Origin of the sequence: Paenarthrobacter sp. NPDC018779, from assembly GCF_044391085.1 — a bacterium.
GTDB lineage: Bacteria > Actinomycetota > Actinomycetes > Actinomycetales > Micrococcaceae > Arthrobacter.
The window spans coordinates 67,095-91,474 of the sequence record NZ_JBIRZS010000018.1; the positions used below are offsets into that span (position 1 = coordinate 67,095).

Genomic DNA, 24,380 nt, shown 5'->3' on the forward strand with positions numbered 1-24,380 from the left:
AACCACCAGGCTGCGATATCCGTCAGGCTGGGGGATCAGTCAGGCTGCCGGATCCGACTCGATCACGGTCTTGAGCTGCTCCAGCTGGGCAACCTCAGCTTCCATGGTCTTCTGGATCATTCCGTTCATCAGCTTCTGCAAGCCCTTGGGGTGGTATTCCAGGGCGAACCTGAGGCGTGTGGTCTTTCCCTCGGTGCTGAGGTAGTAGCCCCCATGGGGCCTGGCTGGTCCGGCCACCACTTCGAAGCGCACTTCCGCGCCCGGCCGGGCTTCGGTGATCTCGAAATCGGCGGCGATGGGACGTCCTCCGGGTCCGGCGAGGGTCTGCTGGTACACAGCGCCCTTCTCGCCGCGCACGCCTGAACGGAGTTCGATGCTGCGGATTCCGGTACGCCACAGAGAGTTGTTCATGCCGTCCATGAGGAACTCGAACACGGTCATGGCGTCCCTGCTGATCACCACTTCATGGGCTGCAAATGCCATGGAAAACCTCTTTCGGCGTACGGTCGAATGGTCGTAGCCCGGTTCCCCATACACTGCAGCTAACACCTTCAGAATAGTCAGCCGCGCTGGCCCGCGACACACGGCCACACGAGCCTTGACCGAATGGTTACCTGACAGCCGCACGCAGGCCGGGTAGAGTTCCTGCGGCTGCTATTAATCACTTTGGGGGCGTAATGCAGGCTTTAGACCAACAAACTTTCGCAGGAAAAGTACGACGGCGGTTGGCTGCCGGGGCGGCTTTCCTCGCCATCGCCGTGGCCGGCAGTGTTGCCGTCGCCGCGCCGGCGAAGGCGGCCGTCGCAGCGCAGTCCGCGCCGGCGAAGGCGGCCGTCGCAGCGCAGTCCGCTCCGGCGTCGTTATCCGCCCTAGCCGCCGTCCCCACAACGGTCAACCCGCTCCCCAGTGTGGACCCGGTGGGCGATCCCGCCAGCTTCTCGGTGCTGGTGAACAAGTCCAGGCCACTGAACCCGGCCAGCTATGCGCCCGGAGACCTCATCAACGCCCGCGGCTCGGGACAGTTCCTGCGCGCTGAAGCCGCTGCGTGGCTCAACGGCCTCTTCCAGGGCGCCGCGGATGCCGGTACGGGCGGCCTTTCGATCGTGAGCGGCTACCGATCCTACGCCCAGCAGCAGCAGGTGTACTCGTACTACGTCAGCATTTACGGACAGGCATACGCAGACACCATCTCCGCCCGGCCCGGCTACAGCGAGCACCAGACCGGCTTGGCCGTGGACGTGGGCAACCAGAACGGTTCCTGCGGGCTGAGCACCTGCTTCGGTGACACGGCCGCGGGCAAGTGGGTGGCCGCGAACGCCCACAAATACGGCTTCATTGTCCGGTACCCCAACGGCTACACAGGCACCACGGGCTACAGTTACGAGCCGTGGCACCTCCGGTACGTTGGCGTCGCGTTGGCCACGGATATGAACCGGCGCGGCTACCCCACCATGGAGCAGTACTTCGCCGGCAACACGGCGGCCGGCGCGAGCATCAAGTCCGGTGCGGACCTGGTTGCCGCCGACTCCGCCGGAAGGCTCCTGCGCTACCCGGCGACGGCGGTGGGCAACTACGCGGCACCTGTCCAGATCGGTTCCGGCTGGACCGGCCTGAAACAGGGCTTCGTGGTGGACTGGGACATCGATGGCGTCTACGACATCCTCGCCCAATGGAACAACGGCGTCCTTGGCGTCTACCGCGGACTTCCTGGTGGGGGCTTCGCCGGGCAGGTCGTGGTGGGCAACGGTGGTTGGGACCAGATGACCATCACAGTGGGCAAATGGTCCCACGCGCACCCGCGGCCCAGCGTGGTTGGGTACTTCCCGGACGGCGTGCTGCGCTATTACCCCAATACCTTCGGCGGGGCACTCAGCGGTCCCCAGATCATCGGCAAGGGCTGGAACGGCATGGAGCTGACCATGGCTGATTGGGAAGGCGACGGCGCCAACGACATCCTGGCCCGGACCGGTTCCGGCAAGCTCATCAACTACCGCGGCGATGGCTGGGCGGGCTTCTACGGACCGGCAACGACGATGGGAACGGGCTGGCAGTACATGCGGAACCTGCTCCCCAGCTTCGGCCTGACCGGCGCGGGCACTCGGGGAATAACCGCCCAGACCATGGAGGGCAACCTCTACAACTACGGCCTGGGCCGCGGCCAGTGGACCACGTACTCCCAAGTGGGCTCCGGCTGGAACAGCCTGAAGCTTTTCAAGTAGCAGCGCGCCTTGTCCTGGACAACCCTGGAACTGCGCTAAGCTGGGATTCGCTTCGGCTCATGCGGAAGCAACGCGGGCGTAGCTCAATGGTAGAGCGCTAGCTTCCCAAGCTCGATACGCGGGTTCGATTCCCGTCGCCCGCTCCAGCGAGACCCTTGGCCATGCGAACCACTTCGCACGGCCAAGGGTCTTTTCTTGTGGAGCCCCGAGCCTAAAATCGTAGGTACATCACCTATCCGGGAGGTCCTCCAATGACTCTCACCGACGATGCTGGGGCGGGTCCGCTCGCCGTCATCCACCGCCTGCTGGAAGCCACGAACAAGCACGATCTTGAAACCCTGGCGGAGTGCTTCTCGCCGGGTTACGTCAATGAAACTCCGGCCCACCCCACCCGGGGGTTCACTGGCCGGGAGACCATCCGCACCAATTGGGAGCAGCTCTTCACCGGCGTCCCGGACATCAAGGTACGCATGGTGTCCCACAGCGTGACCACGGGACAGGTGTGGACCGAACTGCACATGCAGGGTTCCTGGCGGGACGGCACACCGCATGAGCTGACCGGAGTGGTCATCTTCGGCGTGGAGGAGGGCGCCATCAACAACGCTCGCTTCTACATGGAGCCCGTGGAACATTTGGTCCGCACCGATGACACAGCAGACCGCGTCAGCCACCGGGTCACCCACGGACGTCCCCAGGAGGCTCCCGTCCAGGCGGCTTCGCAGTAACACCGCTTGGACGGGGCAGCACGGCCTGGCGTCAGGCCGTGCGGGTCCGTGCGACGATCCGCAGCACCCGGCGCCGATCCCGTAGGTCAACTTTGAGTTGCAGCGATGACTTCCGGGCCAGTACGACGGCGACTACCGCAGCCGCCGCTGTCGGCACGCCTCCCGCGATCAGGATGCCGATCTGGGGTCCGAGGTGTTCGGCAAGCCAGCCCATCACCGGGCCGCCGATCGCCTGACCGCCGATGAGGACCACCAGGTACAGGCTCATCACGCGTCCCCGGATGCTCATGTTGGAACTCGTTTGGACCATCTGGTTGGCAGCGGTGAGGAACATGAGGCACCAGAATCCCGCCAGGACCATCGCCACGCTGAACCAGACCATCGAGGGCATGGCCGAGGAAAGCACCAGCATCAGGCCGTACAGCCCGGCGGACATCACCACCGAGCGCAACCGCAGTTCCCTGCGGCGGGTGGACGCCACAGCCCCTGTCAGCGCACCGAGCGCAACCATGGCGTTCAGCAGGCCGTAGCCTCCGGCACCGGCGTCGTACACGTGGTCCGCGAAGGCGGCCAGCAGCACTGGGAGGCTCATGGCGAAAACCGCCACGAATCCGGCCATCAACCACGGCCAGTAAATGGTGGGCTTGCCGAGCGCATACTGCAGGCCTTCGCGGAGCATACCCTTCTTCCGCGGCGTCGGCTGGCTGAGGTGCAGTTGGTCCTTGCGCAGGATCATCAGCATGGTCACAGTGGAGCAGCAGGCTACTGCGTTCGCGGCGAAGGCCCAGCCCGCACCCACGGCAGTAAGCAGCCAGCCGGCCAGCGCAGGGCCAATGAGTCCGCCCAACTGGAAGGTAGTGGAGTTCACGCTGATGGCGTTGCGCAGGTACTTGGGGCCGACGAGTTCGTTAACGAAGACCTGGCGTGCAGGCTGGTCAAGCACGGTGACGAAGCCCAGCACCAGCGCGATCACGTAGACATGCCATACCTGGACCGTGTGAGTGAGGGACAGCGCCGCCAGGGCTGCGGCCAGGACCGCTGCGGCCGACTGGCAGATGATGAGGATTTTCCGCTTGGCGAAGCGGTCGGCCATCATGCCGCCCCAAGGGCCTAGGAAAAGGGAAGGCATGAACTGCAGGGCCACGGTAATTCCGACCGCCGTGACAGAACCGGACAGTTGGAGCACCATCCAGTCCTGCGCGATGCGCTGCATCCAGATGGCGATCACGGCAATGAAGTGGCCGATTGCGAAGATCCTGAAGTTCGGGACCTTCAATGAGATGAAGGTGTGCCGCCAGGGCAGCTTTTCGCTCACGACGGCGAGTGGCTGGGTGACGGTGTCCGGCTGGTTGATCTCCGGTGAAGGACCAGCGGACAGGGAATCGATGACGGGCTGGCTGACGTTTGCCGCTGAAGGCGGTGGGGGTGCCAAAAGTAGTCCTCGGATCGAGAGTTTCGGTGGGATGGACTTAACGCTATGGTTGCCAGCAGCAATTGTGGAAGCGTATCGGGATGATAACTAGGATTGCGGAATGCAATAATGCCTTCTACGCGACGCCGAAATTCCACCCAATGCCTGAGGAGTTCCGTTGTTTGAACCAGTCCAGCTCCGCTCCTTTTTGGCCGTGGCAGAGACGCTGAGCTTCACCAAGGCCGCCGAGCGCCTGGGCCTTGCCCAACCCACCGTGAGCCAGCACGTCCGCAAGCTCGAGACCGCTGCGAAGCGGATCCTTGTGGCCAGGGACACCCGCGAGGTCCGGCTCACTGACAACGGGGACGCCATGGCCGGGTTCGCACGGAGCATCCTCGCGGCCCATGATTCCGCGGCCCGCTACTTTTCGGGCTCAGCCATGCGCGGACGTCTTCGCTTCGGCACAGCGGACGATCTCGCCATTACGGGCCTCCCCCGGATCCTGCGCGAATTCCGGCAGTTGTACCCCCAGATCAACCTGGAACTGACCGTGAGCCAAAGCGACCAGTTGTACAAGCGGCTCAACGCAGGTCAGCTGGACCTGGTGTTCGTGAAGTGGGTGGCCGGAGCCAAGGACGGCACCGTAGTCCGGCACGACAACTTCGCTTGGGTTGGCCTGGAACAGACCGTCCTCGAGCCGGGCGCACCCGTGCCGCTTATCGCCTACCCCGCACCCAGCCTCAGCCGGAAACTGGCCATCGACGCGTTGGAAGCCGCCGGCCGTACTTGGCGGATCACCTGCAGCACCAAGCAGATCAGTGGCGTCCTGGCAGCGGTACGCGCGGGCATCGGCGTGGCCGTGATGCCCGCGTCCTTGGTGCCGGAGGACCTCAAGGTGATCACGCAGCGTTTCGACCTGCCGCCGGTTGGGGATGTTGATTTCACCTTGATTCGAAACCCGCTGGCCAACGCCGAAGTCATCGATGCCCTGACGCAGGCGATCATGGGAAGGACGCTGAACAAGTCCACGTAGCGTTCGAATGCGTGCGAATGGCCCCCAAGACTGTTCGGGTAAGCGCATTCCCGGTATCCTGAACCAATGATCGACCTCACCCTGCTGGCGGACCTCACGCCCGGTATTTGTTCTGTCACCCTCCGGGCCAAGGGCATCGATGAGGTGGTCAGTATCGCTTCGGAGGCCGGACTTGCCGGGATCGAGTGGGGCACTGATGTGCATGTCAGCGATGCTGCCTCTGCCGCGCATGCCAGGGAGGCCACCGAAGAAGCGGGCCTCGTGGTCCTGTCCTTGGGTTCGTACTACCGGGCGGGATCCTTTGGAGACTTTGCACGGGATCTGGACCTGGCTTCCGCATTGGGCGCACCCCGCATCCGGATCTGGGCCGGCCAACTCGGCTCAGCCGAAGCCAATGAGGACCATTGGGACGCAGTCGTCCGCGACACGCGCCGCGTCGCGGAGATGGCAGACGAACGGGGCATCGCCTTGGCGTTCGAGTACCACGGCAACACGCTCACCGACTCCCCCGCCACAACGCTGCGTCTCCTTGAGCGCGTCGGGCATGGCAACGTCGGCACCTACTGGCAGCCCGCCGTCGGGCTTTCCGATCAGCAAGCCCTGGACTCCCTCCACCAAGTGCTTCCGCACATCGTGGGCGTCCATTGCTTCTCGTGGGGGCCGGAAGCCGAACGCCATCCGTTGCGCGCGCGGAAGCTGCTGTGGCAGACGGTGTCCGATGTGCTACGCGGCAACGGCAAAGACCTGGACATCATGATGGAGTTCGTTGCGGACGACCTCCCCGGGAACGTCCTCAGCGACGCCGAGTTCCTGCACGGCATCACACTGGGCGAGGACTAAGCCCACATCCTGGACAGCCACGCGGCGCATAGCCCCGGCCACTGGTCTGCTCCGGGCGTCCCTTGCGCCAGCCCGATGCCATGCACACCGTGTGGGAAGACGTGCAGCTCAACCGGAATCCCGGCACCCGCGAGCGCGTCTGCGTAGGCGAGGCTGTGGCTGACCGGGACCGCTTCGTCGTCTGCGGTATGCCACAGGAAAGCGGGCGGCGTGGAACCGTCCACCTGCCGTTCCAGCGACAACTCATCCAGGATTTCGGGCGCCGCGCCTTCCCCGGCCAAGTTGTCCACCGAGCCCTGGTGCACCGAATCCACGAACGAGACCACGGGATAACAGAGGATACTGAAGTCCGGCCTGGCGTCAGGTTGGTCCAGCCTCGGATCGCCGGCGCAAAGCCCCACGGACAACGACCCCGCCAGGTGCCCACCCGCGGAAAAGCCCAGAACGCCTACGCGGGAAGGATCCACCGCCAATCCGTGGGTTCCACGGCGGATCCAGAGCATTGCTTCCTTCGCATGCGCCAGGGGTTCGGGATGACGATGCGGCGCCACCTTGTACCGCAGCACAAAGGCGTGGATGCCCAACGAGGCGAGCCACTCCGCCACGGGTTCGGCCTCATGGTCGGCTTGCCGGGCATACCCTCCACCCGGCAGCACCAGTACCGCAGGCGCCAGTCCCGCGCGATGCCCGACGGCGGGAACCACCGTCAGTGCGGAAGGCGCCTTTCGCGGTGGTGGGGCGTCAGAGGAAGCCGACCCGGCGCCGTCGTGAATTGCTTGGTCCATGGACGGCTACGCGGGGTTGTCGGCCGGCACTTCGGTGCTCCGGCGAAGCTTGACGGAACCAGTCACCGAGCCGCCTTCTTGAGCGCCGGCAGCGAGTCGGCCCATCTCCTCCAATGGCAAGTAGACGGTGGACAGTGCGGGACGGAAGTCGCGCAGGGTCTCGATGTCGTCAAAACCGGCGATCGTCGCATCGCGAGGGATCCAGACGCCCTCCGAGCGCAGCGCCGCGGTGACGCCGATGGCCATGACGTCATTCACCGCGAAAATGCACAGTCGGTCCTTGGAAGCCCTGATCCGTTCGGCGAGGGCCAAACCGGCATCGTAGCCGCCCGCACGGTTGAACCCGCTGCGGATGACTTCGGCGGCGGTCCGGCCGGAATCGGCGAGGCCGCGCTGGAAACCACGCACACGATCGTCGGAAGTGAAGAGTCCTTCAGGACCCGCCACGATCAAGAATGGACCGTCGTGGGCATCGGCCAACTCGCGGGCGAGGCCTGCGGCGAGTTCCACGTTGGGGACCGCCACCACGTGGTAACCCTCCGCGGTGGTGGCACCGACGATCGAATGCCCCACTACTCCCACGTGCCCGCCGTTGCGGCAATAGCGGTCGAGTTCCGCTGCCAGTTCAGCGTTGCCCTGCTGGTCTTCCGGGCGGGCTGAGCGCGAACCGGCGATGACGATGGAGTCGGCCCGGCGTGCGGCGAATGCTGCCACTGCTTCCCGTTCATCGGACGGCGAGCCGGATGTACTGGCAAGCAGGACCATGCGGTTCTGCTCACGCGCGGCTTCCTGGACTCCGCGGGCAATGGCCGAAAAGTAGGGATCGGCGATGTCGTGCACAATCAAGCCAATCAGGCCGGAGCTGGATTTCGCGAGGGCCTGCGCCTGGGCGTTGGGAACGTAGCCGAGCTTGTCCGCTGCTTCACGGACGCGCTCCGCGATGCCTTCAGCGGGCTTCCTGGAGGAACCGTTGAGGACCCTTGATGCCGTGGCAAGGGAAACCCCTGCCAAACGGGCTACTTCACTGAGAGTGCTGGCGGCCACAGGGCCCTCCTTTTCTGCAAGCGTCGGGGCTGGCGCTACGGAAATTATGTCAGGATTCATCCAGTTTTGGGAAAGCGCTTGCCAAGTGGCGGAATCGTGGTGCATCATCGAAGCAATGGGAATGCGCTTTCCCACACATTATTCGCACCAGCTGCCCGCACCGCCGCGGACAGCACACCAAGGCACTGGAGAAAACATGGGCTTCGAAACAAAGACGATCCGCATCGCCATGAACGGCATTACCGGCCGGATGGGCTACCGCCAGCACTTGCTGCGCTCCATCCTGCCCATCCGTGACGCAGGCGGCTTCACCCTTGAGGACGGCACCAAAGTCCAGGTTGAACCCATCCTGGTGGGCCGCAACGAAGCCAAAATCCGCGAACTCGCCGAGCTCCACAAGGTCTCCGAATGGACCACTGACCTGGACGCCGTGATCAACGACCCCACGGTCGATATCGTCTTCGACGCCTCGATGACCAGCCTCCGCGCAGCCACCCTCAAGAAGGCCATGCGCGCCGGCAAGCACATCTTCACCGAGAAGCCCACGGCCGAAACCCTGGAAGAAGCCATCGAGCTGGCCCAGATCGGCAAGGAAGCCGGCGTTACCGCAGGCGTTGTGCATGACAAGCTGTACCTCCCCGGCCTGGTCAAGCTCCGCCGCCTCGTGGATGAAGGCTTCTTCGGCCGCATCCTCTCCATCCGCGGCGAATTCGGCTACTGGGTCTTCGAAGGCGACGTCCAGGCTGCCCAGCGTCCGTCTTGGAACTACCGCAAGGAAGACGGCGGGGGAATGACCACGGACATGTTCTGCCACTGGAACTACGTGCTCGAGGGCATCATCGGAAAGGTCAAGAGCGTCAATGCCAAGACCGCAACCCACATCCCGGCGCGCTGGGACGAGGCCGGCAAGGAATACAAGGCCACGGCTGACGACGCCTCCTACGGCATTTTCGAACTCGAAACCCCGGGCGGCGACGACGTCATCGGTCAGATCAACTCCTCCTGGGCCGTCCGTGTCTACCGCGACGAACTGGTTGAGTTCCAGATCGACGGCACGCACGGTTCCGCCGTCGCCGGTTTGAACAAGTGCGTTGCGCAGCAGCGCGCCCACACCCCCAAGCCGGTTTGGAACCCGGACCTGCCCGTCACCGAATCCTTCCGCAGCCAGTGGCAGGAAGTGCCCGCCAACGCAGAGCTGGACAACGGCTTCAAGCTCCAGTGGGAAGAATTCCTGCGCGACGTCGTCGCCGGCCGCGAACACCGCTTCGGCCTGCTCTCCGCAGCCCGCGGCGTCCAGCTGGCCGAGCTCGGCCTCCAGTCCTCGGCCGAGCGCCGCACCATCGATATCCCGGAGATCACGCTCTAATGACGTCACTCATCCTTCCCACCGACGACGGCGGCACCCGCGAGTACCGCCTCAAGCCCGCCACCTCGTGGGCCAAGCCATCGGCTCCGTTGACGGCCCGCCGCGCCTACGCCGCCGCCCACGTCATCCCGGAAGTCGCTGCGGACAACACTCCCGGCGCACCGGCACAGCTGGACTGGGACGCCACCTTGGCCTACCGCCACGAGCTCTGGTCCTACGGCTTGGGCGTTGCCGACGCCATGGACACCGCCCAGCGCGGCATGGGCCTGGACTGGGCAGCGACCCAGCAGCTCATCAAGCGTACGGGTGCCGAGGCTGCTTCCGTCGTGGCTGCAGGCAACGCGGCCATCGCCGGTAAGTCCGTCCAGGACCTGGTGTCCTGCGGCGCCGGAACAGACCAGTTGGACATCGCCGCCCTCCCTGACGGCGCAGCTGGCATCCAGGCCGTGATCGACGCCTACCGCGAGCAAATCGCCGTCGTCAGCGAAGCCGGCCCCAAGGTGATCCTGATGGCCTCCCGCGCACTCGCCAAGGTGGCTTCCGGAGCCGACGACTACCTGCACGTCTACTCCACCCTCCTGCAGGAAGTGGACCAGCCCGTCATCCTGCACTGGCTTGGCACCATGTTCGATCCCGCACTGGCCGGCTACTGGGGCTCGGACGATGTTTCGGTGGCCACCGAGACCTTCCTCAGCCTGATCCGCGAACACGCGGACAAGGTGGACGGCGTCAAGGTTTCGCTGCTGGATGCCTCACATGAGGTCGCCCTGCGCGCCAATCTCCCGGAAGGCGTCCGCCTCTACACCGGCGATGACTTCAACTACCCGGAATTGATCGACGGCGACGAGACGCACCACTCGGACGCTCTCCTGGGCATCTTCGCGGCCATCTACCCTGCCGCTTCTGTCGCCTTGCAGAAGTACGACGCCGGCCACGGCGCCGAAGGGCGCGCCATCCTGGATTCCACCCGCGAGCTGGGCAAGCACATCTTCAGTGCACCGACGTTCTACTACAAGACCGGCATTGCGTTCATGTCCTGGCTCAACGGCAAGCAGCCCGGCTTCCAGATGGTGGGCGGCCTGCACTCCGGCCGTTCCGTGCTGCACCTGGCCAAGACATTCGAGCTGGCCGACCAGGCGGGCCTGCTGAAGGATCCGTCGCTGGCGGCCTTCCGGATGTCCGACTACCTGCGCATCAACGGGGTGGGCGCATGAGCGCGGACTTCTCGCGCCTGTCGGACTTTTCAAGGCTGTCATTGAACAGTGCCACCACCAAGAAATGGACGCTGGCCGAAGCCGTGGATGGTTGCGCCCGCGCCGGCATCCCTGCCATCGGCCCGTGGCGCGACCGCGTGGCCGAGGCCGGGTTGGACAAAGCCGCCAAGCTGATCAAGGACGCCGGACTCCGCGTCTCCTCCTTGTGCCGTGGCGGGTTCCTGACGGCAGCTGACGCCGAGGGACAAGCCGCGGCGTTGGCCGACAACTTCGAGGCCGTCCGTGAGGCTGTCGCCTTGGACACCCAGGAGCTGTTCCTGGTGGTGGGCGGGCTTGCTCCGGGCGAAAAGGACGTGGTGGCTGCACGACAGCGCGTGGCCGACCGCCTCGAGGAACTGGTCCCGTTCGCTTCGGAGAACGGTGTCCGCTTGGTCCTCGAGCCGCTGCACCCGATGTATGCGGCAGACCGTGCGCTGATCTCAACGCTTGGCCAGGCACTCGATCTCGCCGCTCCGTACGACGCGAAGGCCGTCGGCGTCGCCGTCGACACCTTCCACGTGTGGTGGGATCCGGAACTGAAGGCGCAGATCGAACGCGCCGGCCGCGAGAGCCGCATCGCTTCCTACCAGGTCTGCGATTTCAACCTGCCGATCGCTGCGGACGCGCTGCTCTCCCGCGGCATGATGGGCGACGGCGTCATCGACTTCGAGACCATCGGCACCTGGGTGCGGGATGCCGGATACACGGGCGACATCGAGGTTGAAATCTTCAACCAGGACATCTGGGACGCCGACGGCGACTCGGTCCTGGAAACCATGAAGCAGCGCTACGCGGAGCTCGTCCTTCCGTACGCCTGAAACTTGTGATCCGTCCGGCTGGGAATCCCGGACGGATCACATCCAAAACAGCGGGTCCCTGCCAAGGTCACGGCAGGGACCCGCTTTTTCGTCCGCGCTTGAGGCCATGGCCGGCCGGGCGAGGGGCCGCGAACAGGCCCGGCGCCGCCCCTAGGGTGAGTGCCGTCGTCGTGCTTTGTGGCGTGGCTGGCAGCTGGGGGGTGCGGCCACCACCCACATTGGCTTCAGCCATCGGTGACATGCCGCATTTTGCGAGTGTCGCGGCGGCTTCGGGTTGCAAAGAAGGTGGTGACGGCACGTCTTGTGTCCCGGATGAGTCGTCCACCGGGCAGGTGAGGGAAGTGGTACACGGCCGAAACATTGCGTCGATGTGCGGAAACATTCGCCTTCTACGCTGGTTTCACGCGGACAACGAGGTCCGGAATCCATTGAAAGGACACCACAATGTTGCTTTTGAAGACCCTCAACTTTTTCCTCGACGCGGTCCCCGGCGGCCCGACCGGTGGGCCCTGCGACGAACACAAAGCTGCCAACAACTTCACCAACGAGCGACTGTCCTCCAGCGCCTGGGAAGGCTGGTGGCACGACGCCGATCAGGGCTTCCCGGGCGACGCGTGAGCCTGGAAGAAACTGCTAGGCGGGTTGCGACGGGAGGCGGATCTGGGCGCCGGGAACGCCGATCAAGGTGACCGTGCCGCCGTCGTGATCCTGAAGGTCCAGCCGGATGCTGAGCGAATCCTGGTCCCGCGCTGCGGATGTCACGCTGAACACCTCGCCGCGAATCTCCACTGAATCACCGTTCTTGACCGACTTCAGCTTCTTATACTTTCCGCTCATTCTTGTCATCACCTTGGCTCTCGCGGAGTTCGATGCCGCGCTGGATATCTTCTTCCTCCTGTTTCTGTGCCTTGTCACTGCGTTTCGTGTCGCGGGGAGGCAATTGCAAGCTCTTTTCGGCTTCGATGCCCGCCTGCAGTTGGCGGCCCCTTTCCATTTCGGCGTCGAACTCGGCACCGAACAGCAGGGACATGTTGAGGATCCAGAGCCAGAGCAGCATGATGATGACGCCGGCCAGTGCCCCGTAGGTCTTGTTGTAGTTGCTGAAGTTGGCCACATAGAAGCCGAAGCCAAGGGACGCGAGGGCGAAGATCACCAAGGCGATCAAGGAACCCAGGCTCATCCAGCGGAATTTGGGCTGCTTCACATTGGGGGTGAAGTAGTAGAGCACGGCGATGATCACCACAACCAGTGCGATCAGCACTGGCCACTTTGCGATGTTCCATACCGTGAGGAAGGCCCCGGACATGCCGATGGCACCGCCCACAGCCTCTGCTACAGGGCCGCTCAGGACCAACATCGCAGCGGCCAGGCCAGCACCCAGCACTGCCACGACCGTGACGGCGAGCATGGTTCCCCGCAGCTTAATGAAGCCGCGTCCTTCATCTACTTCGTAGACCCGGTTCATTGCTCTTCCAAAAGCCGTGGTGTACCCCGAAGCGGACCACAAGCCCACGACGATGCCGAAGACCAGGACCAAACCTGCCGAGTTGGACCTAGTCAGATCTTCGATTGGCTGCCGCATCGCGTCCACACCGGGTCCGGGGGCAAACTTCTGGACAATATCCAGGAGGGCGGAAGTGGTCTTGCCCGCGTCCCCGAAGATACCCAGGAGCGATACCAATGCGAGCAGGGCCGGGAAGAGGGACAGGACGGCGTAATAGGTCAGCCCGGCGGCGGCATCCGGACACTGGTCCTTGTTGAACTCGCGCAAAGTACGTTTGAGGATGTACATCCACGTGGGTTTGACCAGGTCATCGGGGCTATCGGGCTTGCGGGAATCATCGGGGGCAGGAGCCGTGGCGGCCTTGGCGGTGCTGGTGTGTGCTGATTTGTTCGTACTCATGAGGCACCTGTTCGTGGGGATCGAAAACGCGAACAACTGACCCATCAATACTAAGCATACTGATGATTATTCGGGAAGCCTCACGTGGCCAACTTTCCCGCAAGGATCAATTCAAAGGGCGATTCGATGACCGAACGGATCACCTGGCCCGCCGCACCCAGGAGGGTCCCGGAGTGCTTCAAACCCGAAACGCGAAGGTCATCCGACTGCAGCAACCCCGGGGCATGCCGGTTCAGCCCCTCCAGCACGGCCGGCTTGAGCCAGTCGCCCAACTCCGCGAAATGACCGCCCAGGACAACAGCTTCAAGGTCCATCAGCCTGGCCGACGAGGCGAGCGCTACACCCAAGTAACGCCCGGCGTCGTGAACCGCTTTGCATGCCCCGGGCTCCTTGGACTCCAGCGCTGCCACCAGTCCCGCCATCCGCTCCGACAAGGACCCCTCCGGAATCCGCGCCGCCTGGAAGATGGCTTCCTGTCCGGCGAAGGTCTCCAGGCACCCCGCGCCACCACACGAACACGGCGGGCCATCGGGATGCACCACCACATGACCCAGCTCCCCGGCAGATCCACCCGGCCCCATGAACAGTTCCGAGCCGATGATCACGCCACCACCCACACCAACTTCGCCCGAGACGTACAGGAAGTCGGCCTGCCCACCGCCGCCGTACCAGAGCTCCCCCAGCGCGGCACTGTTGGCCTCATTGGAGAGCCGGACTCCCAGCGGTGCACCCTCCAACAGAGCGCCCGGGTCCAGGAATTCCTGCTCCCAATGGAGGTTGGGAGCAGAAATGACCAGGTTGTGGCGCTCGTCAACCAGCCCAGGGACCGCCAGCCCCCCGCCCAGGATGTCGATGCCCTCTTTGCTCGCAGCTGCCGCGGCTTCCGCCGCGAGCGCACTCAGCCGGGCCATGACAGCGTCCGGCGCGAGTCCCCTGTTATGCGATTCGATCGCTGAGGTGAATCGCAGCGCTCCGCCGAGGTCTACCAGGCCAACAGCCAGATAATCCACGTTGATTTCCATGCCGACCACGCCGCGGCGGGTGTTCAGCTCCAGGCCCTGGCCGGGACGGCCCCGCTCTCCATCGCGGTACAGGCCCACCTCGGAAACCAGGCCCGAATACACAAGGTCCGCAACGAGGCTGGAAACTGCGGCTTTGGTGAGTCCCGTACCTGCAGCCAATTGCGCCCTGCTGGGCTTGGAGTCCCCGGTCTTGGCGATCGAGTCGAGGACAAGCGACAGATTACGACGGCGGACGTCGCCAACGCGGCCCGGCGCGGCTTGCTCATTCACTGACATGGACCATCCTCGCGGCTTGGAAGATTTTCTTGCTGCTTTCCATTGACCATGATCCATTATGGCCCATATAGTTCAGATTGAAAACTAATTGAGGTGCTTCCCTTCCGCGCCTCAGGACGCACTTTGCAAAGGAGCAACAATGACCCCGCAGCCCACCCCCCAGGACCGTTTCACCTTTGGCCTCTGGACCGTCGGATGGACCGGCGCGGATCCCTTCGGCGTTGCGACCCGCGCCGCCCTTGACCCAGTGGAAGCCGTGCACAAGTTGAGTGAGCTCGGCGCCTACGGCATCACCTTCCACGACAATGACCTGGTTCCCTTCGACGCCTCCGCTTCAGAGCGGGACCTGATCCTGAAGAACTTCAAGGCAGCACTTGCCGAAACAGGACTCAAGGTCCCCATGGTCACCACCAACCTGTTCAGCCACCCCGTTTTCAAGGACGGCGGCTTCACCTCCAACGACCGCTCCATCCGCCGCTTCGCCCTGAGCAAGGTGCTCCGGAACATCGACCTGGCGGCCGAGCTTGGCGCCGAAACGTTCGTCATGTGGGGCGGCCGGGAAGGCAGCGAGTACGACGGTTCCAAGGACCTCTCCGCGGCGCTGGACCGCATGAAGGAGGGCGTTGACACCGCCGCCGGCTACATCAAGGAGAAGGGCTACGGCCTGCGCATCGCCTTGGAGCCCAAGCCGAACGAACCCCGTGGTGACATCTTCCTTCCCACCGTCGGCCACGGCCTCGCGTTCATTGCCCAACTGGAGCATGGCGACATCGTTGGCTTGAACCCGGAGACGGGCCACGAGCAGATGGCCGGTTTGAACTTCACCCATGGCATCGCCCAGGCGCTGTGGGCGGGAAAGCTGTTCCACATCGACCTCAACGGCCAGCGCGGCATCAAGTACGACCAAGACCTGGTGTTCGGCCATGGCGACCTCACCAGCGCTTTCTTCACCGTGGACCTCCTGGAGAACGGCTTCCCGAACGGCGGACCCAAGTACGATGGCCCCCGCCACTTCGACTACAAGCCCTCGCGCACCGATGGCTACGACGGCGTCTGGGAATCCGCCAAGGCGAACATGGCAATGTACCTGCTCCTGAAGGAACGCGCCCTCGCGTTCCGCGCCGATCCCGAAGTCCAGGAAGCGCTGGCCACCTCGGGCGTGTTCGAGCTCGGCGAGACCACCCTGGCAGCGGGTGAAACCACTGCGGACCTGCTTGCCGACTCCAGCGCGTTCGAGAGCTTCGACGCCGATAAGGCCGCCGAACGCTCCTTCGCCTTCGTTCGGCTGAACCAGCTGGCCATCGAGCACCTCCTCGGCGCCCGCTAAACCAACACCACAACAGCCCGCCGCCGGGTCCGGACATTTATTCGCCGGACCCGGCGACTGCACCCCGAAGGAAGAGTTCCATGCCCCTCGTCGCCGGGATCGACAGCTCCACCCAGTCCTGCAAGGTAGTCATCCGTGACTCCGAAACCGGCGCCCTGGTACGCCAGGGACGCGCCTCCCACCCCCAGGGTACGGAGGTGCATCCGGACCATTGGTGGACAGCACTGCAGGAGGCCATCGCCGAGGCGGGCGGATTGGACGACGTCGAGGCCCTGGCTGTTGGCGGACAGCAGCACGGCATGGTGTGCCTCGACGAGTCCGGGGACGTGGTGCGGCCGGCCCTGTTGTGGAACGACACACGTTCGGCGCGTGATGCCGAGGAACTGATCACTGAGGCCGGCAACGGAGATTCCTCGGGGGGCGCGGCACACTGGGCCTCGCTCACGGGCACGGTGCCCGTGGCTTCGCTCACGGCCACCAAGCTTCGCTGGCTCGCCCGGAACGAGCCCGCAAACGCCCGTCGCGTTGCGGCTGTCTGCCTGCCACACGACTGGTTGTCCTGGCGGCTGGCAGGCCACGGCCCCGGGACGGGCCCAGCTTCTCTGGAGCAGCTGCGCACCGACCGCTCCGATGCCTCGGGCACCGGATACTACGCGGCGGAACAGGACACGTACCTGCCGGAGGTACTCAACAGCACCCTCGGCCACGTACCCGTCCTGCCCATCGTGGTGGGTCCATTGGAAGTGGCGGGCAAGACTCCCTCGGGAGCCCTCATTGGACCCGGAGCCGGCGACAATGCCGCGGCGGGACTGGGCGTCAGCGCCGCCGTCGGGGATGTAGTTGTATCGATCGGCACGTCGGGAACCGTCTTCGCAGTCTCAGCGACTCCGGCAAAGGATGCGAGCGGACTCGTTGCCGGGTTCGCTGACGCCACCGGACACTATCTGCCACTGGCTTGCACCCTCAACGCCACACGGATCTTTGACACCACGGCTGCCCTTCTCGGCGTGAACCTCACCGAGCTGGGTTCCTTGGCAATCAGCGCACCCGAGGGAGCCGAGGGCCTGACCCTTGTCCCCTACTTCGAAGGCGAACGGACACCCAACCTTCCCGACGCCACGGGTTCGCTCCACGGGATCACGGTCTCCAACTACACCCCCGCAAACGTAGCACGCGCCGCCGTCGAGGGCGTGGTTTGTTCCCTGGCCGACGGCTTGGCGGCCCTGCAGGCGCAAGGCGTGGAGGCCCGCCGGATCATTCTGGTGGGCGGCGGCGCCCAATCGGAAGCAGTGCAACGGGTGGCCGCAGCCGCGTTTGGCGTGCCGGTGTTCGTCCCCGAACCCGGAGAGTACGTAGCGGACGGCGCGGCACGCCAGGCAGCAGGCGTACTCACCGGCTCCCTGCCCGAGTGGCGCCTTGAAGGAAGCAACCTGGCCACCCCCGCTGGAGGAGCGGTTCCGGAGTTCTTGGCCAGATATCGCCGCTACGCCGCAAAAGCAGCCATCGGCTGATCTCCGGCACCGGTGCTCTATCGTGACAGGGTGAGCACCGAACATTCCGCCCCCAACCGTCCGCCCGTCATGGAAGACGTTGCGCGCGTGGCAGGCGTGTCCCACCAGACCGTTTCACGCGTACTGAACAACCACCCCAACGTGAGCGCGAAAACCCGGGAGCGCGTGGAGCAGGCGATCACCGAACTCGGGTATCGGCGCAACACCGCGGCCCGAAGCCTGGTGACCCGCAGGTCCCAGACCATTGGTGTGCTCGGCAGTGAATTGGCCCAGTACGGCCCATCGCATACGCTCCTGGGTCTCCAGCAGGCTGCCCGTGATGCCGGCTACTTTGTCAGCGTCGCAGGACTGCGGGACGTCACGCCGGAGACGATTAAGGACGCCATTGCGCACTTCATGGACCAGGGCGTGGACGGCATCGTGGTGACGGTACCGCACCCCGGAACCTTCGAGGTCCTCAAGGACATCACCACCCACATACCGCTGGTGGCCGTCGGGGCCATCGGAGACAAACAGCTGAGCGGCGCAACCGTGGACCAGCAAGAAGGATCCCGACTGGTGGTGGAGCACCTCACCAAACTTGGCCATGAACGCATAGGGCATTTGTCCGGACCCGCCGACTGGATCGACGCGGCAGCACGCATCGACGGTTGGCGGGACGCTGTTGCCGAGGCGGGTTTGGACGCCTCGGTGTTAATCGAGGGCGATTGGAGCGCTGAATGCGGCTATCGCGAGGGTTTGAAGATCGCAGCCGAGCGATCCGTGACGGCGTTGTTTGTGGCCAACGACCAAATGGCCCTGGGCGTTCTTCGGGCCTTTCATGAGGCGGGGGTGCAGGTTCCCGAAGACATCAGCATTGTGGGCTTCGACGATCAACCGGAGTCGGCCTACTTCATCCCGCCGCTGACCACCGTGGCCCAGGACTTCGAGGAATTGGGGCAGCGCTGCATCGGACTACTCTTGGACCGCCTTGAAACGGGCGAACCCGGCGCGCCGGTTACGGTCAAACCCCGCATGGTCATCCGCGACACCACGGCCGCCCCACCCATGTAAGTCGCAGCAGAAGCCGTTTGAAGCCTTCAAAACGGCATCTGCTGCGCCCCAGTTGGGGGCTGGTGTCTTGACATTCATTTTGTTAGCGCTAACAATTGCATCAGCAGCTTGATCCGCCCCTTCACCCGACCCCGGCAATGAGGCCTTGGCCAGCCGGATGGAGACCGCAAATGAACACCTCAGAGAACCGTCCACTGGACCAGCAATTCGTCATAGGCGTGGACTACGGCACTCTGTCCGGCCGCGCCGTCGTCGTGCGTGTTTCGGACGGCAAGGAACTTGGCAGCGGCGTGTTCGAGTACCCGCATGCGGTTGTCTCGGAAAGCCTTCCCGGCACCGGCCAACGGCTGCCGGCGGACTGGGCCCTGCAGGTACCCAACGACTACCGCGACGTCCTGCGCAACGCCGTACCAGACGCCGTCGCGCACGCCGGTATAGACCCAAAGAACGTGGTGGGTATCGCTACCGATTTCACCGCGTGCACCATGGTCCCGACGACGGCGGACGGCACGCCCCTGAACGAACTGGAACGCTTCGCGGACCGGCCCCACGCCTTCGTGAAGCTCTGGCGCCACCATGCCGCGCAGCCGCAGGCCGACCGCATCAACCAGCTCGCCGAAGAACGCGGCGAGGCCTGGCTTCCCCGCTACGGTGGCCTGATCTCCTCCGAATGGGAATTTGCCAAGGGCCTGCAGCTGCTCGAGGAAGACCCCGAGGTCTACGCTGCGATGGATCACTGGCTAGAAGCGGCGGACTGGATCGTGTGGCAGCTTTGCGGTACGTACGTGCGGAACGCGTGCACGGCCGGCTACAAGGGCATCTTCCAGGACGGCAAATACCCGTCCGAGGATTTCCTGGAAGCACTGAACCCTGATTTCAAGAGTTTCGTAACGGAAAAGCTGGAGCACACCATCGGTCGTCTAGGCGACGCCGCCGGGTACCTTACCGAAGAAGCGGCCGAATGGACGGGACTCCCCGCCGGCATCGCGGTGGCTGTTGGCAACGTGGATGCGCATGTCACCGCCCCTGCGGCTAACGCCGTGGAGCCCGGCCAGCTCGTGGCGATCATGGGCACCTCCACCTGCCATGTGATGAACGGCGATGTCCTACGCGAAGTCCCGGGCATGTGCGGTGTGGTGGACGGCGGCATCGTGGACGGGCTATGGGGTTACGAAGCCGGACAGTCAGGCGTGGGCGACATCTTCGGCTGGTTCACCAAGAACGGCGTTCCCCCGGAGTACCACCAGGCCGCCTCCGAAAAAGGCGTGACAGTCCACGAGTACCTGACCGAGCTCGCCTCACAGCAGGAAATCGGTGAGCACGGGCTGATCGCCTTGGATTGGCATTCGGGCAACCGCTCGGTGCTGGTGGACCACGAACTGTCCGGAGTGGTTGTGGGCCAGACGTTGGCCACCAAGCCGGAGGACATCTACCGGGCGCTGCTTGAAGCCACGGCCTTTGGCACCCGGACCATCGTGGACGCCTTCCGCGATTCGGGTGTTCCGGTGAAGGAATTCATCGTTGCCGGTGGCCTGCTGAAGAACAAGCTCATGATGCAGATCTACGCCGACGCGACCGGGCTGCAGCTTTCCACGATCGGCTCCGAACAGGGCCCAGCCCTCGGCTCGGCAATCCACGCCGCAGTCGCCGCCGGAGTATATAAGGACATTCGGGAAGCCTCAGCTGCCATGGCCGCCGCCCCCGGTGCCGTCTACACCCCCATTCCCGAAAACGTCGCAGCCTACGAGGCGCTCTTCCAGGAATACAAGACCCTGCACGACTACTTCGGCCGTGGCGCCAACGAGGTCATGCACCGCCTCAAGTCACTCCAGCGGGCGGCAAGGGACAAGCAGCTGGCGGCGGCAGCAACGCCGTCGGACGCTGCACCACAAGCCTCAAACGCCCCGGCGACCCACACCATGGAAGGAGCCACGGCATGAGCGCCCTGCTGGAAACCATCGCGCAGGTTCGCAAGGACGTCTGCGAACTGCATTCGGAACTGACCCGCTACGGTCTGGTGGTGTGGACCGCCGGCAACGTTTCTGGGCGGATCCCCGGCCATGAGTTGATGGTCATCAAGCCCTCCGGTGTCTCCTATGACGAGCTGACGCCTGACCTCATGGTGGTGACCGACCTTTACGGAGTCCCTGTCAGCAGCATCACCACGGAGGTCGGCGAAACAGTCCAGTGGGAGAACCCCAATCTCTCCCCCTCCTCGGACACCGCGGCCCACGCCTACGTGTACCGGCACATGCCCGAAGTAGGCGGAGTGGTCCACACGCACTCTACGTATGCCACCGCGTGGGCGGCCCGCGGCGAGGAAATCCCGTGCGTGCTGACCATGATGGGCGACGAGTTCGGCGGGCCCATCCCGGTGGGGCCGTTCGCGTTGATCGGTGACGACTCGATCGGCCACGGGATCGTGGAGACGCTCAAGAACTCCCACTCCCCCGCGGTGCTCATGCAGAGCCACGGTCCGTTCACCATCGGCAAGGACGCCCGCGCCGCAGTCAAGGCCGCGGTGATGTGCGAGGAAGTGGCCAAAACGGTCCACGTGTCCCGCCAACTCGGCGAGCCCTTGCCGATCGACGACGCCAAGATCGCGTCCCTCTTCGACCGCTACCAGAACGTCTACGGCCGCTGAACGCGGACCCAGCACGGCCACACCCCAAACTTCAGGAGCCCGACATGCCTTCCGCCAACACCACGTCCCTTGACCACTACGAGGTCTGGTTCCTCACCGGCAGCCAGCACCTCTACGGCGAGGACGTCCTCAAGCAGGTCGCCGCACAATCGCAGGAAATCGCCGAAACCCTCAACGCCAGCGTTCCGGTCAAGCTCGTCTGGAAGCCCGTCCTCACCGATTCGGAGGCCATCCGCCGCACCGCGTTGGAAGCCAACTCGAACGATTCCGTGATCGGCGTGACCGCGTGGATGCACACGTTCAGCCCGGCCAAGATGTGGATCCAGGGTTTGGACGCGCTCCGCAAGCCGCTCCTTCACCTGCACACACAGGCCAACCGCGACCTTCCCTGGGCTGACATCGACTTCGATTTCATGAACCTGAACCAGGCAGCGCACGGCGACCGGGAATTCGGGTACATCCAGTCCCGCCTCGGCGTGCCGCGGAAGACCGTCGTCGGGCATGTCTCCAACCCGGAGGTCGCCCGCCAGGTGGCCGCGTGGCAGCGTGCCTCAGCGGGGTGGTCCGCGGTCCGGACGCTGAAGTTGACGCGATTTGGTGACAACATGCGCAACGTCGCCGTCACCGAGGGCGACAAGACCGAGGCCGAGCTCCGCTTCGGCGTCTCGGTGAACACCTGGTCCGTCAACGAACTCGCCGACGCGGTCCACGGGGCGGAAGAGTCCGACGTCGACGCCTTGGTTGCCGAGTACGAACGCCTTTACGAGGTGGTTGACGAGCTGAAAGCAGGCGGTGCCCGCCACGAATCCCTCCGCTACAGCGCAAGGATCGAACTGGGCCTGAGGAGCTTTTTGGAAGCGAACGGCTCGGCAGCGTTCACCACGTCCTTCGAGGACCTGGGCGAACTCCGCCAACTGCCCGGCATGGCCGTGCAGCGTCTCATGGCCGACGGCTACGGCTTCGGCGCCGAGGGCGACTGGAAGACCGCCATCCTGGTCCGCGCGGCCAAGGTCATGGGCTCCGGACTGGCCGGCGGGGCGTCACTCATGGAGGACTACACCTATCACCTGGAACCCGGGAGCGAGAAGATCCTGGGCGCCCACATGCTCGAGGTCTGCCCGTCACTTACCGCCAGGAAGCCGCGCGTCGAAATCCACCCGCTGGGCATCGGCGGCAAGGAAGACCCCGTCCGCATGGTGTTCGATACCGACGCCGGCCCGGGGGTCGTCGTCGCGCTGTCCGATATGCGCGACCGGTTCCGTTTGGTCGCGAACGTCGTTGACGTCGTCGACCTCGACCAACCGCTCCCGAACCTGCCCGTTGCACGCGCGCTCTGGGAGCCAAAGCCCGACTTCGCGACTTCCGCCGCCGCGTGGCTCACCGCCGGTGCGGCACACCACACGGTATTGTCCACGCAGGTGGGCCTGGACGTGTTCGAGGACTTCGCCGAGATCGCCCGCACCGAACTGCTCACCATCGACGAAGGCACCACCATCAAAACGTTCAAGAAAGAACTCGCCTGGAACGCCGCCTACTACAAACTTGCGGGCGGGCTGTGAGTGCTGAATTCACGCTGACAGCGGGTGGGTACGTGGCTGTTGTCACCGCCCACGCCGCCGCGCTGCGTGTCCTGCAGTTCGAGGGGCGCGATCTCGTGGTGCCGTTCGCCGAAGGCGGCCCCATCCCGGACTACCGAGGCATCATCGCGGCGCCGTGGCCCAACCGGATAGCGGACGGCAAATACACGTTCGACGACGTGCAGCACCAGTTGCCCATCAACGAACCGGAGCGGACTACGGCCCTGCACGGGCTCGCCTTCCCCCTCGACTGGACCATGAAGGAGCACGACGCCGGTTCGGTCACCTTGACGTGCGCAGTGGGGCCTACGGAGGGCTACCCGTTCGTGCTGGAAGTCTCGGCTCGGTACGTGTTGGATGACGCCGGGCTGCATGCCTTCGTCACGGCCGTGAACGCGGCCGACGTCCCCGCGCCCTACGGCGTGTGTCCGCATCCGTATCTTGTGGCCGGACCCTCGCCCCTGGATGAGTGGATCCTTGACGCTCCCGTCGCGACGTTCCTCGAAGTCACTCCGGACCGGCTTCTTCCCGTTCGGTTGGCGCCTGTTGAAGGACACGAGTTCGACTTCCGCTCACCGCGCGCGATCGGCGCCACCGAAATCGACCACGCCTTCACGGACGTGGCGTTCGACGGCGGGATGGCGCGGCTGTCGGTGCGCGACCCGGCGTGCACCGGCGTCGGAATGTCCTGGGACGAAAGCTGCACCTGGCTGCAGATCCACACGGCAGACAAGCCGGCACCCATCCCGAGCCGGATCGGTCTGGCAGTGGAACCGATGACCTGCCCACCCGATGCCTTCAACAGCGGAACGGACCTCGTCCGGCTGGAACCCGGCGCCAGCCACACGGCGTCGTGGAGCATCTACGCCCTCTAACGCCCCGCACACCCAACCGGGGGACAGCACACGTCCTACTGAGCACTCAGTGGAGCAGGAGCTGTCCCCTACTTGGGTTGGTTAGCCGTCTTTCACGGCGTCACGAAATAGGGGTGTGGGTCACAGAAGGTTGACGGGCGCTGATTCTCAGTGGACGTCTCACAGACCCAGACCAAAGGAATAACTTTGAAGTCTTCACGCCCTCGCTGGAAGGCAGCATCCATCATCGTGACGACAGTCGTCACCGTTACTTGCTTGTTTGTTCTTGGGTTTGCCTTCGTTGCGGCTTCCACCGATGCACGGGAGGCAACCGGAAATCAAGTGTTCGCCCAATCATTATTCGGCCTCCCTCTTTTGGAAGGATTCCGCCTCAATGGGAAGTTTGGCATTCACATGAAACCCGGTGCGATTGTCTTTCTTGCCATCCCGATCTTCGTCTGGGCTCTCACGCGTGTACCGGCATTGAAGACGTTTGTTTATCGTAACGGCCAAACTGACTGGCAGTAGCGGTTGTTCTGAGGCCTTCGAATCATGCGGTGATCGCAACACCTGATTATTGAAGGGTGTCGATTGCCGTGGTGAAGTTCTCGAGTCGTTTGGTTTCTGAGGTTGTTCAGGGGTTCTGGCAACAGGTAGCGGACGGTTCCCGCTTTGAAGAAGCGGGAGAGTTCGTCGGATGGTCCGTAACGACCGTGCGG

23 protein-coding genes and 1 tRNA gene are annotated in these 24,380 nt (G+C 64.4%); 17 read left to right on the plus strand and 7 right to left on the minus strand.

Annotated elements, in window-relative coordinates; genetic code table 11:
- Positions 1–39: 39 nt before the first annotated feature.
- On the minus strand, positions 40–483 hold the full coding sequence (locus ACH488_RS16895; RefSeq protein ID WP_397325727.1) for an SRPBCC family protein: 444 nt from the start codon (positions 481–483) through the stop codon (positions 40–42).
- A gap of 194 nt (positions 484–677) precedes the next feature.
- On the opposite strand from ACH488_RS16895, the gene ACH488_RS16900 reads away from it, so the two are divergent.
- From ACH488_RS16900 to ACH488_RS16910, 3 genes are all read left to right on the plus strand, one after another.
- Positions 678–2,219, plus strand: a complete 1,542-nt coding sequence (locus tag ACH488_RS16900) for a D-alanyl-D-alanine carboxypeptidase family protein (protein WP_397325728.1) — start codon at positions 678–680, stop codon at positions 2,217–2,219.
- 72 nt (positions 2,220–2,291) lie between these two features.
- A tRNA-Gly gene (locus ACH488_RS16905) sits at positions 2,292–2,365 on the plus strand.
- Positions 2,366–2,470: 105 nt separating this feature from the next.
- On the plus strand, positions 2,471–2,944 hold the full coding sequence (locus ACH488_RS16910) for a nuclear transport factor 2 family protein (RefSeq protein WP_397325729.1): 474 nt from the start codon (positions 2,471–2,473) through the stop codon (positions 2,942–2,944).
- Between the two features lie 31 nt (positions 2,945–2,975).
- On the opposite strand, the gene ACH488_RS16915 is transcribed toward ACH488_RS16910, so the two are convergent.
- A complete protein-coding gene (locus ACH488_RS16915) occupies positions 2,976–4,376 on the minus strand; it encodes an MFS transporter (protein WP_397325730.1) in 1,401 nt (466 codons plus the stop codon).
- 157 nt (positions 4,377–4,533) lie between these two features.
- Here ACH488_RS16915 and ACH488_RS16920 point away from each other — a divergent pair, with 157 nt between their 5' ends.
- Entirely contained in the window at positions 4,534–5,388 is an 855-nt protein-coding gene (locus ACH488_RS16920; protein WP_387438184.1) for a LysR substrate-binding domain-containing protein, read from the plus strand.
- Positions 5,389–5,454: 66 nt separating this feature from the next.
- Complete coding sequence (locus ACH488_RS16925) at positions 5,455–6,228, plus strand: sugar phosphate isomerase/epimerase family protein (protein ID WP_397325731.1); 774 nt, start codon at positions 5,455–5,457, stop codon at positions 6,226–6,228.
- Here ACH488_RS16925 and ACH488_RS16930 read toward each other — a convergent pair.
- Both ACH488_RS16930 and ACH488_RS16935 read right to left on the minus strand, forming a co-directional pair.
- Positions 6,225–7,013 carry an alpha/beta hydrolase gene (locus tag ACH488_RS16930; protein WP_397325732.1) on the minus strand — a complete coding sequence of 263 codons (789 nt, stop codon included), beginning with the start codon at positions 7,011–7,013 and terminating at the stop codon, positions 6,225–6,227. The genes ACH488_RS16925 and ACH488_RS16930 overlap by 4 nt on opposite strands.
- Before the next feature lie 6 nt (positions 7,014–7,019).
- Positions 7,020–8,057, minus strand: a complete 1,038-nt coding sequence (locus tag ACH488_RS16935) for a LacI family DNA-binding transcriptional regulator (protein ID WP_397325733.1) — start codon at positions 8,055–8,057, stop codon at positions 7,020–7,022.
- A 196-nt stretch (positions 8,058–8,253) separates the two neighbouring features.
- Here ACH488_RS16935 and ACH488_RS16940 point away from each other — a divergent pair, with 196 nt between their 5' ends.
- From ACH488_RS16940 to ACH488_RS16955, 4 genes are all read left to right on the plus strand, one after another.
- Positions 8,254–9,423: a Gfo/Idh/MocA family protein gene (locus ACH488_RS16940; RefSeq protein ID WP_397325734.1), complete on the plus strand. Its 1,170-nt coding sequence runs from the start codon at positions 8,254–8,256 to the stop codon at positions 9,421–9,423.
- A complete protein-coding gene (locus ACH488_RS16945; protein WP_397325735.1) occupies positions 9,423–10,637 on the plus strand; it encodes a dihydrodipicolinate synthase family protein in 1,215 nt (404 codons plus the stop codon). Before ACH488_RS16940 ends, ACH488_RS16945 begins: the two co-directional genes overlap by 1 nt.
- Complete coding sequence (locus tag ACH488_RS16950) at positions 10,634–11,494, plus strand: sugar phosphate isomerase/epimerase family protein (protein WP_397325736.1); 861 nt, start codon at positions 10,634–10,636, stop codon at positions 11,492–11,494. Before ACH488_RS16945 ends, ACH488_RS16950 begins: the two co-directional genes overlap by 4 nt.
- Before the next feature lie 444 nt (positions 11,495–11,938).
- The gene (locus ACH488_RS16955) at positions 11,939–12,112 is read left to right on the plus strand and encodes a hypothetical protein (protein ID WP_397325737.1); all 174 of its coding nucleotides are present in this window, start codon (positions 11,939–11,941) and stop codon (positions 12,110–12,112) included.
- Between the two features lie 15 nt (positions 12,113–12,127).
- Here ACH488_RS16955 and ACH488_RS16960 read toward each other — a convergent pair whose 3' ends face one another.
- The 3 genes from ACH488_RS16960 to ACH488_RS16970 all read right to left on the minus strand — a co-directional run bounded on the left by ACH488_RS16960 (position 12,128) and on the right by ACH488_RS16970 (position 14,695).
- Positions 12,128–12,331 (minus strand): hypothetical protein, encoded by a 204-nt coding sequence (locus tag ACH488_RS16960; RefSeq protein WP_397325738.1) that lies wholly within the window; start codon positions 12,329–12,331, stop codon positions 12,128–12,130.
- Complete coding sequence (locus tag ACH488_RS16965; RefSeq protein WP_397325739.1) at positions 12,315–13,397, minus strand: YihY/virulence factor BrkB family protein; 1,083 nt, start codon at positions 13,395–13,397, stop codon at positions 12,315–12,317. The genes ACH488_RS16960 and ACH488_RS16965 overlap by 17 nt, the downstream gene beginning before the upstream one ends.
- Positions 13,398–13,477: 80 nt before the next feature.
- Positions 13,478–14,695 carry an ROK family protein gene (locus ACH488_RS16970; protein ID WP_397325740.1) on the minus strand — a complete coding sequence of 406 codons (1,218 nt, stop codon included), beginning with the start codon at positions 14,693–14,695 and terminating at the stop codon, positions 13,478–13,480.
- 139 nt (positions 14,696–14,834) lie between these two features.
- Here ACH488_RS16970 and xylA point away from each other — a divergent pair, with 139 nt between their 5' ends.
- The 8 genes from xylA to ACH488_RS17010 all read left to right on the plus strand — a co-directional run bounded on the left by xylA (position 14,835) and on the right by ACH488_RS17010 (position 24,189).
- Positions 14,835–16,022: a xylose isomerase gene (gene xylA / locus ACH488_RS16975; RefSeq protein ID WP_397325741.1), complete on the plus strand. Its 1,188-nt coding sequence runs from the start codon at positions 14,835–14,837 to the stop codon at positions 16,020–16,022.
- Positions 16,023–16,102: 80 nt separating this feature from the next.
- Positions 16,103–17,533 carry a xylulokinase gene (locus tag ACH488_RS16980; RefSeq protein WP_397325742.1) on the plus strand — a complete coding sequence of 477 codons (1,431 nt, stop codon included), beginning with the start codon at positions 16,103–16,105 and terminating at the stop codon, positions 17,531–17,533.
- Between the two features lie 69 nt (positions 17,534–17,602).
- Positions 17,603–18,586 carry a LacI family DNA-binding transcriptional regulator gene (locus ACH488_RS16985; RefSeq protein WP_397325750.1) on the plus strand — a complete coding sequence of 328 codons (984 nt, stop codon included), beginning with the start codon at positions 17,603–17,605 and terminating at the stop codon, positions 18,584–18,586.
- 170 nt (positions 18,587–18,756) lie between these two features.
- On the plus strand, positions 18,757–20,526 hold the full coding sequence (gene araB, locus ACH488_RS16990) for a ribulokinase (RefSeq protein WP_397325743.1): 1,770 nt from the start codon (positions 18,757–18,759) through the stop codon (positions 20,524–20,526).
- The gene (locus ACH488_RS16995; RefSeq protein ID WP_397325744.1) at positions 20,523–21,230 is read left to right on the plus strand and encodes an L-ribulose-5-phosphate 4-epimerase; all 708 of its coding nucleotides are present in this window, start codon (positions 20,523–20,525) and stop codon (positions 21,228–21,230) included. Before araB ends, ACH488_RS16995 begins: the two co-directional genes overlap by 4 nt.
- 44 nt (positions 21,231–21,274) lie before the next feature.
- Positions 21,275–22,789 carry an L-arabinose isomerase gene (gene araA, locus ACH488_RS17000; protein WP_397325745.1) on the plus strand — a complete coding sequence of 505 codons (1,515 nt, stop codon included), beginning with the start codon at positions 21,275–21,277 and terminating at the stop codon, positions 22,787–22,789.
- Positions 22,786–23,682: an aldose 1-epimerase family protein gene (locus tag ACH488_RS17005; protein WP_397325746.1), complete on the plus strand. Its 897-nt coding sequence runs from the start codon at positions 22,786–22,788 to the stop codon at positions 23,680–23,682. The genes araA and ACH488_RS17005 overlap by 4 nt, the downstream gene beginning before the upstream one ends.
- Before the next feature lie 186 nt (positions 23,683–23,868).
- Entirely contained in the window at positions 23,869–24,189 is a 321-nt protein-coding gene (locus ACH488_RS17010) for a hypothetical protein (protein ID WP_397325747.1), read from the plus strand.
- The last annotated feature ends 191 nt before the right edge of the window (positions 24,190–24,380 follow it).

Coding starts and splice junctions, on each gene's coding strand:
- ACH488_RS16895 (WP_397325727.1), bottom strand. CDS start 483: ATGGCATTTGCAGCCCATGAAGTGGTGATCAGCAGGGACGCCATGACC.
- ACH488_RS16900 (WP_397325728.1), top strand. CDS start 678: ATGCAGGCTTTAGACCAACAAACTTTCGCAGGAAAAGTACGACGGCGG.
- ACH488_RS16910 (WP_397325729.1), top strand. CDS start 2,471: ATGACTCTCACCGACGATGCTGGGGCGGGTCCGCTCGCCGTCATCCAC.
- ACH488_RS16925 (WP_397325731.1), top strand. CDS start 5,455: ATGATCGACCTCACCCTGCTGGCGGACCTCACGCCCGGTATTTGTTCT.
- ACH488_RS16930 (WP_397325732.1), bottom strand. CDS start 7,013: ATGGACCAAGCAATTCACGACGGCGCCGGGTCGGCTTCCTCTGACGCC.
- ACH488_RS16940 (WP_397325734.1), top strand. CDS start 8,254: ATGGGCTTCGAAACAAAGACGATCCGCATCGCCATGAACGGCATTACC.
- ACH488_RS16945 (WP_397325735.1), top strand. CDS start 9,423: ATGACGTCACTCATCCTTCCCACCGACGACGGCGGCACCCGCGAGTAC.
- ACH488_RS16950 (WP_397325736.1), top strand. CDS start 10,634: ATGAGCGCGGACTTCTCGCGCCTGTCGGACTTTTCAAGGCTGTCATTG.
- ACH488_RS16955 (WP_397325737.1), top strand. CDS start 11,939: ATGTTGCTTTTGAAGACCCTCAACTTTTTCCTCGACGCGGTCCCCGGC.
- ACH488_RS16960 (WP_397325738.1), bottom strand. CDS start 12,331: ATGAGCGGAAAGTATAAGAAGCTGAAGTCGGTCAAGAACGGTGATTCA.
- ACH488_RS16965 (WP_397325739.1), bottom strand. CDS start 13,397: ATGAGTACGAACAAATCAGCACACACCAGCACCGCCAAGGCCGCCACG.
- ACH488_RS16970 (WP_397325740.1), bottom strand. CDS start 14,695: ATGTCAGTGAATGAGCAAGCCGCGCCGGGCCGCGTTGGCGACGTCCGC.
- xylA (WP_397325741.1), top strand. CDS start 14,835: ATGACCCCGCAGCCCACCCCCCAGGACCGTTTCACCTTTGGCCTCTGG.
- ACH488_RS16980 (WP_397325742.1), top strand. CDS start 16,103: ATGCCCCTCGTCGCCGGGATCGACAGCTCCACCCAGTCCTGCAAGGTA.
- ACH488_RS16985 (WP_397325750.1), top strand. CDS start 17,603: ATGGAAGACGTTGCGCGCGTGGCAGGCGTGTCCCACCAGACCGTTTCA.
- araB (WP_397325743.1), top strand. CDS start 18,757: ATGAACACCTCAGAGAACCGTCCACTGGACCAGCAATTCGTCATAGGC.
- ACH488_RS16995 (WP_397325744.1), top strand. CDS start 20,523: ATGAGCGCCCTGCTGGAAACCATCGCGCAGGTTCGCAAGGACGTCTGC.
- araA (WP_397325745.1), top strand. CDS start 21,275: ATGCCTTCCGCCAACACCACGTCCCTTGACCACTACGAGGTCTGGTTC.